This window comes from Embleya sp. NPDC020886 (genome assembly GCF_044333915.1).
GTDB lineage: Bacteria > Actinomycetota > Actinomycetes > Streptomycetales > Streptomycetaceae > Embleya.
This window is the reverse complement of record NZ_JBIRRX010000025.1, coordinates 4,833-18,770: the sequence shown is the minus strand read 5'-3', so window position 1 is coordinate 18,770 and position 13,938 is coordinate 4,833. Positions and strand designations below refer to the sequence as shown.

Here is a 13,938-nt window from a genome sequence, read left to right as displayed (position 1 = left end):
GGTGGTCTGCGGCGCGGCGTGCGCGGCGGAGGGTGAGGTGGGCGAGGGGGTGAACGGCCTTTTGTGGGGTGGGGGTTGTGATGTTATCGGCAGGTGTGATTACCCCGGAATGGGCCCACCGGCTACCTTGAGGCCGTCCGACCGGAGCTGTACGAGAACGTCCCGCTCGACGGTGGTTGGTTCGGACCCTGCGGCGGCGCCCGTCCTCCGGTTTCACTCCACTCTCGCCCCCTCCCGAGGAGACGCATGTCCCGTCGCGCCCGCTCGTTACCCGTCAACCTGTTGACCGCCCTCGTCGCCACCCTCGCGTTCGTCGCGCTGGGCCTGGCCGCACCCGCCGGGGCGACCGGCTCGGAGCGGTCCGGAGCCGTTCCGTCGCCCACCGCGCCGCATCGCGGGGTCGTCGCGCAGAACCCGTCCGACCCGCCGACTCCCGGGCGCGACGCGGCCGTTCGCGCCTTCGTCGAGCAACGTGCCAAACTGCGCGCGACGCTCGCCGGCGACGCAGCCGGCACCCCGAACGACGCCGCGACCACCGGCGCGGGCGCGAGCCTGGCGCCGACACACAACTTCTGGGGTGTCTTCCCGCAGCCGGGCACCCACGACGGCATCACCGCGACGCACAGCGTGGATCCCTCGTACAAGGTCGCCAACTCGCAGAACTTCACCTACGCCCCGACCACCAAGGCGCAGAACTCGTGCATGGAGGTGGTCACCGCCTACTGGAGCCTGGGCGCCGAGATATGGGCGTGGGACTGGTGCGGCACCAGCGGCCCCGCCAAGACCCTGAAGGTGGACGCCGACTTCCTGGCGAAGTACACCACCACGGTCAACGGAGTCGCCTCCTACAGCGTGCAGTTGAGCAAGGACGCGACCTCGGGCAACGCATGGTCGTCCTACCTGTTCAACCACCGCACGCAAGCCTGGGAGTTGCTCTTCCGCTCGTCCGGCACCGACCAGAGCGCGCTCAAGTACGGCTGGGACATCTTCGAGATCTACGCCACGGTCAACCCCGCGACCGGCAAGGGCTACTTCTGCAGCGAGGCGCGCAACACGACGTTCGACAGCGCCGACATCAAGCTCCGCAGGGGCGGCACGTGGCAGCTCGCCACCTCCACCGACTCGCCCTGGACCAGTACCAACCCGCGCGGCGCCGACTTCCTGTGCCCGTCGCTGACCTTCACCCGGGCCGCGCAGAACCACCACTGGACGGTGCACCCCTGATCGTCCCCACGACCGGGCGCCGGACGGGTCGGCTCGACCCCCGTCCGGCGCTCCGCCATCTCGGCGGCCGGCTCCGAGGCCGACCGACCCGCCCGGCGTCGCCGGGTCACGTCCGCGCGCCGGCCGGGGTCCCGCTGAAGCGGTGGAAGGAGGCGGCCTGGGCGAGGAGCAGGACGAGGTTGGCGCAGGCGAGGGCGGACCACAGTGCGCCGAGGCCGCCGGCGACGGCCAGGGGCACGGCGGCGGCGACGAGCAGGCCGTAGCAGCAGGCGAACGCCCAGAAGCTGGGCATCGTGCGCTGGAGCCCGATCAGGCCGAATCCGTACACGGCCTGGAGCGCGTCGGCCACGACGACGACCAGGAGGACGGGCAGTTGCCCGACCACCCCGGACCGCAGCCGCTCGTCGTCGGTGAAGATCGACACGATCGGGGTGTGGAAGGCGACGAGCACCGCGGCCAGGATCGCGACGGCGCACAGTGCGACGCCCGCGCCGTGCCGCACGACCCGTCGGGTCGCCATCGTGTCCCGGTTCGCCGCGTGCCCCACGACCAACGGCACACTGGCCTGGCCGACCGCCACCGCGACCGTGAACAGCACATTGACCAGCGAGACACACACGCTGTGCACGGCGGCGCTCGTGGTGTCGATCCGGGCCGCCGCGAACGAAAGGGCGCCCAGCACCGCGAACTTGATCAGGACCGTCCCGGCCAGGGGAAGTCCGATCCGGGCGCAGCGCGCCATCTCGCGGGGATCGGGTCGCCCCGGCCGCAGCCGCCGACCCGCCGAAACGATGGCGCGTCGCAGCGCCGTCCAGCCCACCGCGGCGCCGATCACGCCGGAGGCGAGCATCGCCAGGCCCGCCCCCGGCAGCCCGAGCGAGGGCACCGGCCCCTGGCCCCGGACCAGGAGGAGCGACAACACCACGGCGGTGCCCGTCCCGTACAGCCCCGCGCGCATCACCGCTCTGCCGCGGCCCAGCCCGATCAGGACCGACCCGGCCGACGCGCCGATCGCGGTCACGAGTACCGAGCCGGCCAGGAGGCAGGGGAACGAACCCAGTCGGTCGAGCGTGCCGTCGGGTACTCCGCCCAGGCGACCGAGCAACGGCACGGCCGCGACCGCGCCGGCGCCCGCGCCCCCGACCGTCAGGGCCACCCACAGGCCGTTGCGCACCACGGGCAACAACGCGTCGGGATCCTCGGCGTGCTCGGCCACGATCGGCATCAGGCCGCGAAGCACGCCGGATACGACGGCGCTCACCGGACCGAATACCGCCATCGTCACGGCGAACGCGGCCAGTTCGGCGGCCCCTTGGTGACCGAGCACGGCGGTGTCCACCAACGCCGCGGCCGATGCCGTGATCATCGTCAGATACAGCGGTAACGCGGCCCCGGCGATGCGCGCGAAATCGCCGCGCCCTGCTTCCGGTTCGTTGTCGGGCATGTCTCTCCACGGCTACTTCGTCGCGAAACGTCGTCGGTTCGGGTGGAAACGACGGCGACCCCCGCCGGGCACCCGAAGGTGTCCGACGGGGGTCGCTCGATCGTTTCGCGACGCCTACTCGGTGATCAGGCGATCGCCTTGTAGACGCCCCAGCCGTTTCCGATCTGGACGCGGTCCTTCAGGCCCCCGTACTGCTTGGCGCCGTACGAGAAGAGCTTGCCCGAGGAGTCGCGGGCGATGATGTCGGCGAGGCCGTCACCGTCCATGTCGCCGGGAGCGACGAGGCGGTCGTAGATGCCCCAGCCGTTCCCGATCTTGATCCGGTCACCCAGGTAGTTGTTGCCGAGCCCCGGGTAGACGTACAGGTCGCCGCCCGAAGTGCGGGCGACCACGTCGCCGATGCCGTCGCCGGTCATGTCGCCGGCGCCGATCACCGCGTTGTAGATGTTCCAGCCCTGGCCGAGGAAGATCGGCTGCGAGCTGAGCACCGAGTCGCCGTACGCGCGGTACAGGTACAGGTCCCCGTTGCCCTGGCGGGTGACGAGGTCGTTGTAACCGTCACGGTTGAGGTCGCCGGGGCTGAACGTGGCGGTATTCCCACCCCAGTTCGGCTCCAGCACGTGGCCGCCGTTTTCCAGCGTGTACAGCGAGTTGTTGCCGTCCACCGTGAGCAGGTCCGACGTGTAGTCGGTGCCCAGCGAGTTGAGGTGGAACAGCGGGAAGGTCCAGTCGGTGGTCACCGACGAACGGTCTTCGAACCCGCCCTTGTTGTTGGCGCCGTAGTAGAACAGGGTGTTGTTCGACTCGACGCCGAACACGGCACCCTTGCCGCGCTGGACGGCCCCGCCCATGTTGGCGAACACCGCCGTGTAGTTGGTGTTGTCCACCATCCACACGCGGTCGCCGAACTGGCCGTTGCCCAGCGACGAGTACTTGTACATGCCGCCGGAGTAGGTCCGGGCCAGGACCTCGAACGCACCGTCGCCGTTCCAGTCGCCGCCGGCGACGATCTGGTTGTACGCCTGCCAGCCGAAGCCGATCTGGACGCGGTCCTTGAAGCCGCCGGACCCGTTGCCGTCGTAACGGTAGAGGGTGCCGTCGGGCAGCCGGGCGAGCAGGTCCGATTCGCCGTCGCCGGTGAGGTCGCCGGCGACCGTGACCTGGTCGTAGATGCCCCAACCGTTCCCGATCTTGATCCGGTCGCCGAAGCGCCCGTTGCCCAGACCCTTGTACAGGTAGAGGTCGCCACCGGGCTCGCGGGCCACCAGGTCGGGGTGCCCGTCCCCGCTGAGGTCGCCCGCCGAGGTGATGCGGTTGTAGATGTTCCAGCCCGTACCGATGACCACGTACGAAACGGGTGTGCCGCTGATCTGCGAGCCGGTGTACCAGCGCAGCTCGCCGGTGACGGTCCGGACGATGAGGTCGCCCTCACCGTTGTTGTCGATGTCGCCCGGCAGGAGCGCCGTGTCGATGGCACCGAGCCCGAGCTCGTGGCTGTTGTTCTTGCTGGTACTGAGGAACGTCCTGCCGTTCAGGCCGATTTCGACGATGTCGCTGATGCGGTCACCGTCGACGTCACCCGGGACAGCTCGTCCCGCCGTCAGCGCTTGCGGCGACTGCTTGCCCTCGGGAGCGGCCTTCTTCGTCGCCTTCGGCTGGTACTGGAGCGGGTGTCCCATGTGCCGGTCGACCTGCGATCCGGCGATGCTCGAGTGGTCGATCGGGCCGGGGACCGGCTTCGTCTCGTCCGCGTGCGCGGCGGAGGCGGTGAGGCCGACCCCGAGGCTGCCGACGAGGCAGACGGCAGCCAACTTGCCGAGGTTTCCCGGTGAGAACGGCCGGGAAGGACGGCTGGATGTCTTGAACAAAAAATGAATCCCCTCGAGAGCGTGGCCCTGGAGCGAGGAAAACCGGCAACCGGGGATGGGCCGTGTTCACCGCTACAGGCTGCGCAGATATTAGCCCAGGAGACCGACAAACATACGACTGGTTTTCCTGCCCTCTCGGTATCACCACAGATGGATCCGAGAGACCGAAAAGGAATGAATTGCGCCTTGGCGAAAGGGATTTCGCACGCCGCGCTGTCGATTCCCGGAAGTCGGACGTCGGGTCGGGGACGGACATTTTGCCGCTGTTCGCTCCGGACGCACTTCTCCGGAGGAATTCATCCGCGGCTACGGCCCGATCGCGGGGAAGGCACACGGCGGCGTCCGCGTGAGAGAAATCCACGGGAAGTTCATCCGAAGGTCCCCGACAATCCCCGGAATCACGGCAATCACCGCCCGGTGGTTCGGCGTTCCTCGGGGCCGGTGAGGCGCACCCCGGAGTCGCGGGCGTAGCAGCCGACCGTACGTTGGCCCATCTCCCACTGCCGCGAGTCGGGCAGGAGGAAGTGCGCGTCGCGCGGCGCGAGTGCGATGCCCGACGAGGGCAGGAAGTCGCGGGCCGACGCGGCGCAGCGGGCGGTCGCGAGGGTGCGCAGCGACGTGGGGTCCGGGGTGGGTGCCTGGGAGTCGATCGTGAACAGGGCGTAGATCTCGCCGGTGTGCACGCGGGTGCAGGGGACCACGCGGATGTCGTCGAAGGTGGTGGGCGTTTCCGCCGCGGTCGCGGCGACGAAGCAGTCGCCCTTGGCGGGAACCGCGGCCGGGGAGGGCCGGTCCGGCGGGTCGTCGTCGGTGACGGCCACGAAGATCAGCACGATCAGGAAGAAGACGATCATCGCGGAGTTCATCGCGATGGCCGTCCAGGCCAGCCAACGGCCGCGCTCGCGGGTGTGTTTGATGCGTTGGAGCGCGACGATGCCCAGGGCCAGGCCCACCGGCAGGAACGAGCAGACGAAGCCGATGATGGGTGCGAGGACGGCGAGCAGGTTGTACGGCGGTTTCGGCGCGGTCTCGCTCGCCCCGGGTAATGGCCCGGTCTCGGGCGGCGCGCTCGGGTTCGGTATCTGCGCCATGACGGTTTCCCCCTGGTGCTCGCGGCAGTGAAGCCCCGCACTTTAGCGCGGGCGCGCCGGGCACCCACCGGCCGGCCGGGTGAGGCCGGCCGGCCGGTGGTCGGGGTCAGGCGCGGCGCAGGTGGCCGGCGCCGTCCAGGCTCCTGGTCTTGATCAGGTCGCTCACGTGGGTGACGAACTCGTCGAGTGGCATGGGGACTTCCTCGCCCGCGCGGTTGCGGACGGTCACCGTGCGCTGTTCGGCCTCGCGCCTGCCCACCACCACGATCAGCGGGATCTTGCGGGTGATCGCGGTGCGCACCTTGGCGTTCATCCGGCCGTCGCTGCCATCCACGTCGGCCCGGACGTCCGCGTCCAGCAGGAGGTTGCGGATCTCCGTCGCGTAGTCCATCAGCTCGTCCACGAGGGGGATGATGCGGACCTGCTCCGGCGCGAGCCAGACCGGGAACGCGCCCGCGAAGTGCTCGGTCAGGTAGGCCGTGAAGCGTTCGTGCGAACCCAGCGGGGCGCGGTGGATGACGACCACGGGCTTCTCGGTGCCGTCCGAGTCGTGGTAGGTCAGCCCGAACCGTTGTGGCGTGTACAGGTCGACCTGGTTGGTGGAGGCGGCGAACTCCTTGCCGGTGACGGCCCGGATCATGAAGTCGACCTTGGGGCCGTAGTGTGCCGCGCCACCGAGGTCGATCTTGTACGGGATGTCGGACTCCTCCATGGCCTCACGGGTGATCCGCTCGGCCGTCTCCCACATCGGCTCGTCGTCGTGGTACTTGTCCTTGTTCGCCGGATCGCGCAGCGCGAGCACCATGTAGAAGTCGGTGATGCCCAGCGTCCGGTAGTAGTCCGCGTGCATCCGCATGACCTCGAGGAACTGGTCCTTGGCCTGCTCGTGCGTACAGTAGATGTGCGCGTCGTTCTGGGTGAAGCCCCGGGTGCGCATGATGCCGTGCAGTTGGCCGCTGCGTTCGAACCGGTACACCGTGCCGTACTCGGCGATCTTGTAGGGCAGGTCGCGGTAGCTGTGCGGCCGGGCCTTGTAGACCATGTGGTGGTGCGGGCAGTTCATCGGCTTGAGGTAGTACTTCTCGCCGTCGATGTCGATCGGCGCGTACAGGTCGTCCGCGTAGTACGGCAGGTGCCCGGAGAGGTAGTACAGGTCTTCCTGCGTGATGTGCGGAGTGACCACCCGCTGGTAGCCCAGCTTGTGTTCGGTGCGGCGCGCCCAGCCCTCCAGCTCGTCCCGGATGATCGTGCCGTTGGGCAGCCACAGCGGCAGGCCGCGGCCGATCTCCTTGCTGAACGCGAACAGGTCCATGTCCTCGCCGATGCGGCGGTGGTCGCGCTTGGCGGCCTCCTCCAGCATCTTCAGGTGCGCCTTCAGCGCGTCCCTGGTCGGCCAGGCGGTGCCGTAGATCCGCTGGAGCTGCGGGTTCTTCTCGCTGCCGCGCCAGTAGGCCGCCGCGCTGCGCATCACCTTGAACGCCGGGATCAGCCGGGTCGAGGGCAGGTGCGGGCCGCGGCACAGGTCGGACCAGCACACCTCGCCGGTCTTGGCGTCGACGTTGTCGTAGATGGTGAGCTGACCGCCGCTGACCTCCATCACCTCGTCGGTGTCGACGTCGCCCTTGAGGTCGATGAGTTCGAGCTTGTAGGGCTCGGCCGCGAGTTCGGCCTTGGCGGCCTCCAGGGACGGGAACGCCCGCCGCTGAAAGCGCTGGCCGGATTTGATGATCTCCTGCATGCGCTTCTCGACCCGCTCCAGATCCTCCGGCTGGAACGGGCGCTCGACGTCGAAGTCGTAGTAGAAGCCGTTCTCGATCGGCGGGCCGATACCGAGCCGGGCCTCCGCCCACAGGTCCTGTACCGCCTGCGCCAGCACGTGCGCCGTGGAGTGACGCAGTACGTTCAGGCCGTCCGGGCTGGACAGCGCGACCGCCCCGACCTCGACCTCGACGTCCGGCGTCCAGTCCAGGTCGTGCAGCACGCCCTCCCGGTCGCGCACGGCGACGATCGCGTTCGGGCCCGCCATCGGCAACTTGGCCGCGGCCACCGCGTCGGTGCACGTCGTCCCTACCGGGACCACGACGATGCGTTCGGTCTCACCGACAGGTAGGGATGCAGACACAGGAACTCTCCTCACGGATCACACGATCACAGGATCAACAGCGGCGCAAAGATCTCACCAGCAGTGTCAGTGTAGTCACTCCACTCACGCCGCTGTTGACGATCACCGCCTACCGGCAGGCCAGTTCACGCGGTGCCCGGGTGCGCGAGCACCGGGTTGGCGAGGGAGCCGATACCGTCGATGTGCACCTCGACGGTATCGCCGGGGTGCAGGGCTCCGGAGCCGGCCGGGGTGCCGGTGAGGATCACGTCGCCGGGCAACAACGTCATCAGCGCACTGCAGCGCGCCACCACCGCGGCCACGCCCCGGATCATCTCCTTGGTCGAGCCGTCCTGCCGCAGTTCGCCGTCGACCACGGTGCGCACGGCGACGTCGGCGGGGTCCAGGTCGGTTCGGATCCACGGTCCCAGCGGGCAGAAGGTGTCGAAGCTCTTGGCCTTGGTCCAGTGTCCGCCCGGTTGGCCGATGTCCCATGCGGTGACGTCGTTGGCGCAGGTGTAGCCGAACACGACCCGGTCCGCGTCCGCCTCCGGCACGTCGCGACAGCGGCGGCCGATCACCACGGCCAGTTCGCCCTCGAAGCGCACCTCGCTCGATTCGGCGGGCAGCAGCACGGGTTCGCCGGGGCCGACCACGGCGGTGGAGGGCTTGAGGTTGATCACCAGGTCGGGTGTCGCGGTCGCCGGGTCGCCGTAGTTGCGCCCGGCCACCAGCACCTTGCTCGGCAGTACCGGCGCGAGCAGTCGGGCCTGCGGCAACGGCACGCTCTCGCGGGTGAGGTGGTACTCGCCGAACGGATCGCCGTCCAGCAGCCGGGCCAGTTGCGCGTCCGGGTCGACCAGGGCGGGCCGGGGTCCGCGATCGGTGTCGATGCGTGCGATCAGCATGGGGTGTCCTTCGGGCGGTGTTCGGGGGCTGCGCGGTGGTCGGGGGCCGCGCCGTGTGCGGGCGCTGGGCCGGGCTCGGGGGCCAGTTCGTCGAGCAGCAGTTCGACGCGGTCGCGTGCCTGCTCGGCATCGGCGTCCGGGGAACCGACCTCGGGGTCGAAGTTCGGGTCGAGGAAGACCTCGGTCAGGCCGGTGTCCGCGAGCGCGGCGACGTCGTCCCTGATCTTGGCGGCGGGCCCGCCCAGCGGCGACTGCCCGCCGGTGCCGTCCGGGCGCAGCCGGATCGGGGCGCGAAAGACGAACCGCAGCGTGTCCGGGTCGCGCCCCGCCCGTTCGGCGGCGTCGCGAACGACCGCGATCGAACGCCCGATGGACGCCGGATCGGTCCTGCCACTCGCGATCCAGCCGTCGCACCGGCGCCCGGCACGGCGCAGCACGGCATCGGCGTTGCCGCCCAGCAACACCGGCGGGTGCGGTGCCTGGACCGGCTTGGGTTCGAAGCGCACGGGTGGCACCCGGTAGAACGGGCCCTCGTGTTCGACGATCTCCCGGGTCCACAGCGCGTGCAGGCAGGCGAGGAAGTCGTCGGCGCGGCGGCCCACGCCGTGCGCGGACACGCCGGCGGCGGCGAACTCCTCGTCGGCCCAGCCGTTGCCGACGCCCACGTCCAGCCGTCCGGCGGACAACACGTCGAGGCTGGTGAGCTGTTTGGCCAGCACGGCCGGCGCGTACAGCGGCATCACGAGCACCGCGACGCCCAACCGGATCCGGCTGGTGTGCGCGGCGATGTACGCCAGCGTGATCAGCGGGTCGTGCACGCTGCGGCCGGCCTCGCCCCAGGAGCCGTCGACCGCGCCGAACAGTCGCTGGTAGGTCCACAGCGAGTGGTAGCCCAGCCGTTCGGCGGTGCGGGCGATGTGCGCGATCTCGGCGGGGCCGGCCCACCCGCCGGAGACCGGTGCGGCGAATCCGATCCTCACCTCACGCCTCCGCCGGGCAGTGGTGCAGCACCAGGCCCAGTTCCCGCAGCGTGGTGAGGAATTCCGCGTCCCGTTGCAGCCAGTGGTGCTTGATCTGGGCGCCCGCGGTGCCGCTGCGGAACCGCTGCTCGCTGACCTTGAGGAACGCGCCCGGGACGAGCGGCAGGACGCGCAGCGGCTGAAGTCGGCCGCTGCGGCGCTTGTCGGCGTATTCCACGTTGACCTCCTGCAGCACCTCGTCGATGCGGCGGCCGGCGGTCGCGATGTCCAGGGGGGTCCGCGGGTCCGTCCATTCGACCGCGACCAGGTAGCCCGGCGGTGTTCCCCACTGGGGGATGCCGGAGAAGTCGGGGCGCGGGCCGGCGCCCAGCACCCTGGTCACCGCGACGTGGACGTCGGATTCGGTCAGCTTCTCCCCGGTGAACGAGATCTGGAAGCCCGCGCGCCCGAGGAACTCCAGGCGTGGTGTGACGCCCACGAAACCGGCGACGCGGTAGACGTCGCCCACGTCGTAGCGGTGCAGACCGTTGGCCTGGCTCATCACCAGCCGGTAGTCGACGCCCTCCTCCAACTCGTCGTAGCCCAGCGTGGGGGCGTCGGCGGGCAGCGCGCTGCCGTCGCACAGGTCGGGCCACGGTACGAACTCGAAGTGGCCCTGGTTGATCGCGAGCGGCCCGGCGGAGGGGTGGTTGTCGACCGGGAGCGTGACGATGCCCTCGGTGCCGGTGGTACTGAACGGCAGGGTCGCCACGCCCGGCGCGAGTTGGGACAACCAGGGTCGGTACAGCGCGGCCGAGGCCGAGTTCCAGCACACCAGCAGCCGCAGGTTCGGCCACAGGTCGGTCAGGCGCGGCCCGCCGGCGCGGTCGAACACCTCGGCCAGTCGGCGGGCGAGGGCCTGGTCCGCGGCCCGAACCGAGGGGCGGCCCTCGTGCAGTTCGCGCACCAGCCGCTCGCCGTTGTGCCGCAGTGTCTCGGCGAGCAGCACGAGCTTGGACGGGTTCACCGAGACGATCAATTGCAGGTCGTGTCCGGCCAAGCGCAGCAGTTTGGTGTACAGCGATTCCGCCAGCGTGGATGCGTCGGGGTCGCGGGGGAACCAGTCGGCCGAGCACCACGGGGGAATCCAGTCGCCGGCTTCCTCGGACAGCGGGCGCTCGGTGATGCTGTAGACCGGGAAGCCGTGGTGGTGGTCGTGCACCGGTCCGGGCTCCCAGGACAGGTCGAGTAACTCCTCGCCGGTGAGCCGTTCGGTGCCCAGCCACTCGAAGTACAGCCCCCACTGCGCGTACAGCGCGGGCCCTCGGTAGTTCCGGCGCCAATGGCTCGTGGTGGGCACGAGCTTGGCGTGGCCCGTCGTGCCGGAGGTGCGCAGGAAGGCGTACGGGTCGTCGGTGGTGAGGACGTTCGGCTCCCCCGCGAGTTGCCGGCTCACGAATGGCGACAGCTCGTCGTAGTTGCGGATGGGGACCGCGTCCTTCCATTCCCGTTCCTTGCGGACCCGACCGATGCCGTGTTCGCGCCCGAACGCCGTGTCGGCCGACACGGCGAGCAGGTCGGCGAACACGGCGTCGACCACGTCCGCGGGTTGTTCGCAGATTTTCCGCTGCATCGCCAACGCATCCTGTGTCCTTTCCAAGAAGCGTTGGTGGAGCACGGTTTTCCACACAGCAGCCACGACGTCCCCCATGGATGAGGCCAGTTCACGTGATGTTGCGGCGGTCGACGGAGCCCGCGTCAGTCGACCCGGACGACGACCTTCCCGAACGCCCGCCGTTCCTCGAGTTCGGCCACCGCCTCGCGGACCCGGGAGAGTGGGAAGTCGGCGTGGACGACCGGTTCCAGCTCCTTGGTGGTGACCAGTTCGAGGACCGTTTCGAGGTCGTGCCGGGACCAGGCGTTGGAGCCGAGGATGTCCACTTCCCTGGACCAGAGGTAGCGCAGGTCGGTGGTGGCCTCGAACCCGGTGGTGGCGCCGCAGGTGACGATCCGGCCGCCGCGCCGCACGCACCGCAACGAGGTCGGCCAGGTGTCCTTGCCCTGGTAGTCCACGACGACGTCGACGCCGACGCCGCCGGTGATCTCCTTGACCCGGGCCCGCACGTCCTCCCGGCCGACGTCGATGCTCTCGCCGACCCCGAGTTCGCGCAGTCGGGCGAGCTTGTCCGGCGAACCGGAGCAGGCGATCACCTGCGCACCGGCGCGGATGGCGAACTGTACGCAGGCCAGGCCCACTCCGCCGGTGGCGCCGAACAGCAGCATCGTCTCGCCGGCCCGCAGGCGCGCCCTGGTGAACAACATGCGGTGCGCCGTCGCGTAGGAGATCGGCAGCGCCGCGAACCGGGTCGGGTCGCCCCGGTCGTCGGGCAGCGGGATGGCGTTCTCGGCGGGGGCCACCACATACTCGGCGAGACCACCCCAGTGGTGCTCGCCGAGGATGCCCCGCCCGATGATCGGGTCCAGCAGGACCCGGCGGCCGACGAGTTTCTCGCCCACCTCGTCGGTGGCCTGTTCGACGATCCCGACGACGTCGCCGCCCGAGACGTGCGGCAGCTCCAGCCGTACGCCCGGCAGCCCGCGTCGCACCAGGATGTCCAGGTGGTTCAGCGCGCATGCCTCGACCCGCACCCGGAGCCATCCCGGGCGGGGAACCGGGCGCCGGATGTGGCCCGGTTGGAGCCGATCCGGTCCTCCCCACGCGTGGATGATCGCCGCCCGCATCAGGTCTGTCACTGCGTCAACTCCTCAGGAGGGAGGGGCGCCCCGGCGTCCGCCGGGCAGGGCCTACGGGCCCGTCACCCCGCGGATGGCCTCGGTCACCGTGCGGATGAGGAAGCGCAGGTCCTCCGGGCTCATCGAGGGCGACGGCAGCATGGTGATCACGTCGCCGGGTACGGCGTTGACCAGGACGCCGGAGTCGCGCGCGAGGGTGCAGATGCGTTCGACGATGCGGTCCCCGGGCGGGAAGAGTTCGCGGGTGTCGCGATCGGCGACCAGCTCGATGCCGGCGAGCAGCCCGAGTTGGCGGACGTCGCCGACGTGGGTGAGTCGGCGGACCGGTTCGAGTTCCTCGGTGAGGACTTCGGCCAGGGCTCGGGCGCGGCCGAGCACGTCCTCCTTCTCGTACAGGTCCAGGCTGGCCAGCGCGACCGCGGCGCCGAGCGCGTAGCCGGAGTAGGTGCTGCCGCTGAGGAACACTCCGCCGCGGAACGCCTCGAAGATCTCCTCGGTGGCCAGGGTGGCGGACAGCGGCAGGTAGCCGCCCGTGAGCGCCTTGCCGACGGTCAGCAGGTCCGGGCTGACGCCCTCGGCCGCGCACGAGAACGTCGCTCCGGTGCGCCCCCAGCCGGTGAGGACCTCGTCCGCGATCAGCAACACCCCGTGGCGCCGGGCGATCTCCGCGACCTTGGCCAGGTGGCCCTCGGGCGCGGCGATCACGCCGGCCAGGGCCTGGACCCGGGGTTCGACGATGACCGCGGCGATCCGGCCCTTCTCCCGGACCAGGATCTCCTCCAGCGAATCCGTGCAGTCGATCGCGCAGTCCGCCCTGGTCCTGCCGATCGGGCATCGGTAGCAGTTGGGCTGGTGGAAGGACAGGGAGGGGTACAGCAACGGCTCGTAGGTCTTGCGGATCATGTCGACCTGTTCGGTGTTGACGCCGCGCAGGCTGATCGTGCCGAGGGTCTCGCCGTGGTAGCCGTTGGTCATCGAGACGAAGGTGGAGCGTTCCGGTTCGCCCTTGGCCACCCAGTACGCGTAGGCCGCCTTCAACGCCGTCTCCACGGCGGTCGACCCGGATTCGGCGAAGAACACCCGCTGCAATCCGGGCGGCGCCATGCCCGCGAGCCGGGCGGCCAGTTCCACCGCGGCCGGATGCGAGACGCGGTAGAGCGTGGTCTCGCCCGCCTTGCGGGCCTGCGCCACCAGGGCCTCGACGAGTTCGGGGCGGCCGTGCCCGTGCAGGTTCATCCCCATCGAGGAGCGGCCGTCGAGATAGCGTTTGCCGTCCGGGTCGATCAGCCAACATCCGTCGGCGCGTTCGACGACCAACTGGTCCTCGGCCATCCAGGCGTCCATCGGCGTCCACGGGTACCACATGTGGTCGCGATCGAGCCTGCGCAGCCGGTCGACATCCGTCTTGTCCACTTGGAGCCCTTCCGTGTTCGGGTGTCCTGTCGGGTATTTCGACGGTCGGGGGCGGGGCGGGGGGGGGGGGGCGGGGGGGGGGCGGGGGGGGGGCCGCCCCCGGGGGGGGGGGCGGGGTCGCGGGGCGTAGCGGCGGGGGCGTGAGGAGGTGCACCACCGCCGGGGGGTTGTAGAAT

At 70.2% G+C, this 13,938-nt stretch carries 10 protein-coding genes; 1 reads left to right on the top strand and 9 read right to left on the bottom strand.

Translation table 11 applies throughout. The annotated features are described in order from the left end of the window. Positions 1-246: 246 nt before the first annotated feature. Positions 247-1,224, top strand: coding sequence for a carbohydrate-binding protein (locus ACH4U8_RS43540; RefSeq protein ID WP_395784007.1), 978 nt, complete (start codon positions 247-249; stop codon positions 1,222-1,224). A gap of 106 nt (positions 1,225-1,330) precedes the next feature. Here ACH4U8_RS43540 and ACH4U8_RS43535 read toward each other — a convergent pair whose 3' ends face one another. The 9 genes from ACH4U8_RS43535 to ACH4U8_RS43495 all read right to left on the bottom strand — a co-directional run bounded on the left by ACH4U8_RS43535 (position 1,331) and on the right by ACH4U8_RS43495 (position 13,762). Then, positions 1,331-2,668 carry an MATE family efflux transporter gene (locus ACH4U8_RS43535; RefSeq protein WP_395784005.1) on the bottom strand — a complete coding sequence of 446 codons (1,338 nt, stop codon included), beginning with the start codon at positions 2,666-2,668 and terminating at the stop codon, positions 1,331-1,333. A 125-nt stretch (positions 2,669-2,793) separates the two neighbouring features. Then, the gene (locus ACH4U8_RS43530; protein WP_395784003.1) at positions 2,794-4,479 is read right to left on the bottom strand and encodes an FG-GAP repeat domain-containing protein; all 1,686 of its coding nucleotides are present in this window, start codon (positions 4,477-4,479) and stop codon (positions 2,794-2,796) included. 464 nt (positions 4,480-4,943) lie between these two features. Continuing rightward, positions 4,944-5,627: a septum formation family protein gene (locus ACH4U8_RS43525; protein ID WP_395784001.1), complete on the bottom strand. Its 684-nt coding sequence runs from the start codon at positions 5,625-5,627 to the stop codon at positions 4,944-4,946. A 106-nt stretch (positions 5,628-5,733) separates the two neighbouring features. Further along, positions 5,734-7,653: a threonine--tRNA ligase gene (gene thrS, locus ACH4U8_RS43520; protein WP_379992222.1), complete on the bottom strand. Its 1,920-nt coding sequence runs from the start codon at positions 7,651-7,653 to the stop codon at positions 5,734-5,736. A 221-nt stretch (positions 7,654-7,874) separates the two neighbouring features. Next, positions 7,875-8,636 carry a fumarylacetoacetate hydrolase family protein gene (locus ACH4U8_RS43515; RefSeq protein ID WP_395783999.1) on the bottom strand — a complete coding sequence of 254 codons (762 nt, stop codon included), beginning with the start codon at positions 8,634-8,636 and terminating at the stop codon, positions 7,875-7,877. After that, entirely contained in the window at positions 8,630-9,616 is a 987-nt protein-coding gene (locus ACH4U8_RS43510; RefSeq protein ID WP_395783997.1) for a TIGR03619 family F420-dependent LLM class oxidoreductase, read from the bottom strand. The genes ACH4U8_RS43515 and ACH4U8_RS43510 overlap by 7 nt, the downstream gene beginning before the upstream one ends. Before the next feature lies 1 nt (position 9,617). Next, positions 9,618-11,228 (bottom strand): GH3 auxin-responsive promoter family protein, encoded by a 1,611-nt coding sequence (locus tag ACH4U8_RS43505; protein WP_360321165.1) that lies wholly within the window; start codon positions 11,226-11,228, stop codon positions 9,618-9,620. A 125-nt stretch (positions 11,229-11,353) separates the two neighbouring features. Further along, positions 11,354-12,349, bottom strand: a complete 996-nt coding sequence (locus tag ACH4U8_RS43500) for a zinc-binding dehydrogenase (RefSeq protein ID WP_360321168.1) — start codon at positions 12,347-12,349, stop codon at positions 11,354-11,356. A gap of 51 nt (positions 12,350-12,400) precedes the next feature. After that, positions 12,401-13,762 (bottom strand): aspartate aminotransferase family protein, encoded by a 1,362-nt coding sequence (locus tag ACH4U8_RS43495; RefSeq protein ID WP_395783995.1) that lies wholly within the window; start codon positions 13,760-13,762, stop codon positions 12,401-12,403. Positions 13,763-13,938: the final 176 nt, after the last annotated feature.